This window comes from Glaciihabitans tibetensis, from assembly GCF_003003265.1.
GTDB classification, from domain to species: domain Bacteria; phylum Actinomycetota; class Actinomycetes; order Actinomycetales; family Microbacteriaceae; genus Glaciihabitans; species Glaciihabitans tibetensis.
Map to the genome: position 1 here is coordinate 1 of NZ_PVTL01000016.1, position 5,834 is coordinate 5,834.

Sequence of the window (5,834 nt, forward strand, 5' to 3'; positions counted from 1 at the left end):
GTGTGATAGGTTTGTGAAGTTGCCCTGAGGAACACCGTGAGGTGGGATCAGGTGCGTCCGATCCTTGAGAACTCAACAGCGTGCACAATGTCAAATGCCAAAAACCTCGTGTTTGGATCTGGTTTCTAGCCAGTGATGGACAAGAGATTCCTTTGGAAATAGATATATGAAGACAATAAGCAAGTCAGTAATGATTTGTTCTTGTCAGTGTCAAACTTGTCACCTCGACACCCTATTCCGGGTGCGGGTGACACTAGATGTGCCGGTCTTCGGGTCGAGCAGATAAACATTTATGGAGAGTTTGATCCTGGCTCAGGATGAACGCTGGCGGCGTGCTTAACACATGCAAGTCGAACGATGAAGAGAGCTTGCTCTTGGATTAGTGGCGAACGGGTGAGTAACACGTGAGTAACCTGCCCTTGACTCTGGGATAAGCACTGGAAACGGTGTCTAATACCGGATACGAGCTTCAGCCGCATGGCTAGGAGTTGGAAAGAATTTTGGTCAAGGATGGACTCGCGGCCTATCAGCTAGTTGGTGAGGTAATGGCTCACCAAGGCGACGACGGGTAGCCGGCCTGAGAGGGTGACCGGCCACACTGGGACTGAGACACGGCCCAGACTCCTACGGGAGGCAGCAGTGGGGAATATTGCACAATGGGCGAAAGCCTGATGCAGCAACGCCGCGTGAGGGACGACGGCCTTCGGGTTGTAAACCTCTTTTAGTAGGGAAGAAGCGAAAGTGACGGTACCTGCAGAAAAAGCACCGGCTAACTACGTGCCAGCAGCCGCGGTAATACGTAGGGTGCAAGCGTTATCCGGAATTATTGGGCGTAAAGAGCTCGTAGGCGGTTTGTCGCGTCTGCTGTGAAAACTGGAGGCTCAACCTCCAGCCTGCAGTGGGTACGGGCAGACTAGAGTGCGGTAGGGGAGATTGGAATTCCTGGTGTAGCGGTGGAATGCGCAGATATCAGGAGGAACACCAATGGCGAAGGCAGATCTCTGGGCCGTTACTGACGCTGAGGAGCGAAAGCATGGGGAGCGAACAGGATTAGATACCCTGGTAGTCCATGCCGTAAACGTTGGGAACTAGATGTAGGGACCATTCCACGGTTTCTGTGTCGCAGCTAACGCATTAAGTTCCCCGCCTGGGGAGTACGGCCGCAAGGCTAAAACTCAAAGGAATTGACGGGGGCCCGCACAAGCGGCGGAGCATGCGGATTAATTCGATGCAACGCGAAGAACCTTACCAAGGCTTGACATATACCGGAAAAGTTCAGAAATGTTCTCCCCGCAAGGTCGGTATACAGGTGGTGCATGGTTGTCGTCAGCTCGTGTCGTGAGATGTTGGGTTAAGTCCCGCAACGAGCGCAACCCTCGTTCTATGTTGCCAGCACGTAATGGTGGGAACTCATAGGAGACTGCCGGGGTCAACTCGGAGGAAGGTGGGGATGACGTCAAATCATCATGCCCCTTATGTCTTGGGCTTCACGCATGCTACAATGGCCGATACAAAGGGCTGCAATACCGTGAGGTGGAGCGAATCCCAAAAAGTCGGTCTCAGTTCGGATTGAGGTCTGCAACTCGACCTCATGAAGTCGGAGTCGCTAGTAATCGCAGATCAGCAACGCTGCGGTGAATACGTTCCCGGGCCTTGTACACACCGCCCGTCAAGTCATGAAAGTCGGTAACACCCGAAGCCAGTGGCCTAACCCGTAAGGGGAGGAGCTGTCGAAGGTGGGATTGGTAATTAGGACTAAGTCGTAACAAGGTAGCCGTACCGGAAGGTGCGGCTGGATCACCTCCTTTCTAAGGAGCACTCGAAGACGCTCTCTGACCCTGCTGTTTACACAGATCAGTCGGGGGCTATCCGCTTCGTAGCTATTTCGGAGACACATGTTCTTCGGTAGCGCTCATGGGTGGAACATTGACATTGGCCAGGCTTTGCCGTCTGGATGGAGTACAGCCTTTAGGGGTTAGGAAACGTTCTTCGGTGTGGTGTGGTCTTGTGCACGTTGTTGGGTCCTGAGGGACCGGGCACCACGTAGGTGGTGACGGCTCTTCTGGACCATAGCCAGCTTCTTATGAAGTTGGCTTACGGTTTTCGGACCCGGGACCGATCTTCTCTTTGAGGGGTGAGGGACGGGTACCGCCCGTATTTTGAGAACTACACAGTGGACGCGAGCATCTTAGACACCATCCTTTGGATGGTGTCACATACAACTAGTAATAGTTGCAATAGATCAATTTCAAAGAGACCAACACTTTGGTGTTGGGAACGAGAGATCGATTTGTTACTCATGTGAAATCAAGTTTCTAAGAGCAGACGGTGGATGCCTTGGCATCTGGAGCCGAAGAAGGACGTATAAATCTGCGATAAGCCTCGGGGAGCTGATAATAGAGCTGTGATCCGAGGATTTCCGAATGGGGAAACCCCGCCAGGACCTGTAAGGGTACCTGGTGACTCCCGCCTGAATATATAGGGCGGGTAGAGGGAACGTGGGGAAGTGAAACATCTCAGTACCCACAGGAAGAGAAAGCAACCGCGATTCCGTTAGTAGTGGCGAGCGAAACCGGAAGAGGCCAAACCGATCATGTGTGATAGCCGGCAGGCGTTGCATGGTCGGGGTAGTGGGACCTTTCAGCTGTTACTGCCGTACAGCAAGAGTTACAACGCAATATAGGCGAATGAGATTGAAAGCTCAGTCGGAGAGGGTGCGAACCCCGTAGCCGAAATGTTGCAATGGCTCGAGAGGCATCCCAAGTATCACGGGGCCCGAGAAATCCCGTGTGAATCAGCCAGGACCACCTGGTAAGCCTAAATACTCCCAGATGACCGATAGCGGACAAGTACCGTGAGGGAAAGGTGAAAAGTACCCCGGGAGGGGAGTGAAATAGTACCTGAAACCGTCTGCTTACAAACCGTTGGAGCCTCCTTAGTAGGGGTGACAGCGTGCCTTTTGAAGAATGAGCCTGCGAGTTAGTGATCAGTGGCGAGCTTAACCCGTGAGGGGAATGCGTAGCGAAAGCGAGTCTTAATAGGGCGATTGAGTCGCTGGTCCTAGACCCGAAGCGAAGTGATCTATCCATGGCCAGGTTGAAGCGACGGTAAGACGTCGTGGAGGACCGAACCCACTTCAGTTGAAAATGGAGGGGATGAGCTGTGGATAGGGGTGAAAGGCCAATCAAACTTCGTGATAGCTGGTTCTCTCCGAAATGCATTTAGGTGCAGCGTTGCGTGTTTCTTGCCGGAGGTAGAGCTACTGGATAGCTGATGGGCCCTAAAAGGTTACTGACGTTAGCCAAACTCCGAATGCCGGTAAGTGAGAGCGCAGCAGTGAGACGGTGGGGGATAAGCTTCATCGTCGAGAGGGAAACAACCCAGACTACCAACTAAGGCCCCCAAGCGTGTGCTAAGTGGGAAAGGATGTGGAGTTGCATAGACAACCAGGAGGTTGGCTTAGAAGCAGCCACCCTTGAAAGAGTGCGTAATAGCTCACTGGTCAAGTGATTCCGCGCCGACAATGTAACGGGGCTCAAGCACACCGCCGAAGTTGTAGATTTCGTATAGTAGCCCGGCCCACTTGTGGGTCCAGGCGTACGGAGTGGTAGGAGAGCGTCGTGTGGCCAGTGAAGCGGCGGTGTAAACCAGCCGTGGAGGCCACACGAGTGAGAATGCAGGCATGAGTAGCGAAAGACGGGTGAGAAACCCGTCCTCCGAAAGACCAAGGGTTCCAGGGCCAGGCTAATCCGCCCTGGGTAAGTCGGGACCTAAGGCGAGGCCGACAGGCGTAGTCGATGGACAACGGGTTGATATTCCCGTACTGACGAAGAACCGCCCAAGCTAATCCAGTGATGCTAAATGTCTGAAGCCTACTTATTGATCCCTTCGGGGTGAGAGGGTGGGTCTAGCACATGACCCTATGCTGGTGCGGTTAGCGTATTAACAGGTGTGACGCAGGAAGGTAGCTGAGCCGGGCGATGGTTGTCCCGGTCTAAGGATGTAGGGCGAACGATAGGCAAATCCGTCGTTCATTAAGCCTGAGACCCGATGGGTAGTCCTCACGGACGAAATCAGTGATCCTATGCTGCCAAGAAAAGCATCGACGCGAGGTTCCAGTCACCCGTACCCCAAACCGACTCAGGTGGTCAGGTAGAGAATACCAAGGAGATCGAGAGAATCGTGGTTAAGGAACTCGGCAAAATGCCCCCGTAACTTCGGGAGAAGGGGGGCCTGAGGCGTGAACGGACTTGCTCCGGGAGCGTTTGAAGGCCGCAGAGACCAGTGGGAAGCGACTGTTTACTAAAAACACAGGTCCGTGCCAAGTCGCAAGACGATGTATACGGACTGACGCCTGCCCGGTGCTGGAAGGTTAAGAGGAACGGTTAGCCGCAAGGCGAAGCTGAGAATTTAAGCCCCAGTAAACGGCGGTGGTAACTATAACCATCCTAAGGTAGCGAAATTCCTTGTCGGGTAAGTTCCGACCTGCACGAATGGCGTAACGACTTCCCAGCTGTCTCAACCGCGAACTCGGCGAAATTGCACTACGAGTAAAGATGCTCGTTACGCGCAGAAGGACGGAAAGACCCCGTGACCTTTACTACAGCTTGGTATTGGTGTTCGGTGTGGCTTGTGTAGGATAGGTGGGAGACTTTGAAGCTTGGACGCTAGTTCAGGTGGAGTCATTGTTGAAATACCACTCTGGTCATACTGGATATCTAACTTCGGACCGTAATCCGGTTCAGGGACAGTGCCTGGTGGGTAGTTTAACTGGGGCGGTTGCCTCCCAAAAAGTAACGGAGGCGCCCAAAGGTTCCCTCAACCTGGTTGGCAATCAGGTGTCGAGTGTAAGTGCACAAGGGAGCTTGACTGCGAGAGTGACAACTCGAGCAGGGACGAAAGTCGGGACTAGTGATCCGGCAGTGGCTTGTGGAAGCGCTGTCGCTCAACGGATAAAAGGTACCTCGGGGATAACAGGCTGATCTTGCCCAAGAGTCCATATCGACGGCATGGTTTGGCACCTCGATGTCGGCTCGTCGCATCCTGGGGCTGGAGTAGGTCCCAAGGGTTGGGCTGTTCGCCCATTAAAGCGGTACGCGAGCTGGGTTTAGAACGTCGTGAGACAGTTCGGTCCCTATCCTCTGCGCGCGCAGGAAATTTGAGAAGAGCTATCCCTAGTACGAGAGGACCGGGATGGACGAACCTCTGGTGTGTCAGTTGTTCCGCCAGGAGCACCGCTGATTAGCTACGTTCGGAACGGATAACCGCTGAAAGCATCTAAGCGGGAAGCCGGCTTCAAGATGAGATTTCCATACCTTCGGGTGAGAGGCTCCCAGCTAGACTACTGGGTTGATAGGCAGGATGTGGAAGCGAGGACTAAAGACTCGTGGAGCTGACCTGTACTAATAAGCCGATAACTTGATAACACACCACCCCACCACAACGCCCGTTTCACGGGTGTTGGTCGAGGGTGAATGAGAGCTGCACGCGTCCACTTTGTGGTTCCCGATTTACGGTCGGGAACACCACACACTCCCCAGGGAAACTCTGATACTTCGGTATCAGTGACCGGTGGGTGTGGGGGATAATTGAATATCTGCTACCCGCAGTATCGAAAGATAGGTATCGACAGATACCGACAGATGCCGCGGGAGGCACGATACACAGACCTGAACCACCCGGTTGTACTGCGGGTGGGAATCGATAGTGTTTCGGCGGCCATAGCGAGAGGGAAACGCCCGGTTACATTCCGAACCCGGAAGCTAAGACTCTCTGCGCCGATGGTACTGCAGGGGGGACCCTGTGGGAGAGTAGGACACCGCCGGACTTACTTT

The 5,834-nt window shown here is 53.8% G+C and carries 3 rRNA genes; all 3 read left to right on the plus strand.

What is annotated here, in order from left to right:
* The first annotated feature begins 289 nt into the window (after positions 1-289).
* Positions 290-1,808, plus strand: a 16S ribosomal RNA gene (locus B0I08_RS17450).
* A 497-nt stretch (positions 1,809-2,305) separates the two neighbouring features.
* Positions 2,306-5,426, plus strand: a 23S ribosomal RNA gene (locus tag B0I08_RS17455).
* A 284-nt stretch (positions 5,427-5,710) separates the two neighbouring features.
* Positions 5,711-5,827 (plus strand): 5S ribosomal RNA (rrf, locus tag B0I08_RS17460).
* The 16S, 23S and 5S rRNA genes sit together here, the layout of an rRNA operon.
* The last annotated feature ends 7 nt before the right edge of the window (positions 5,828-5,834 follow it).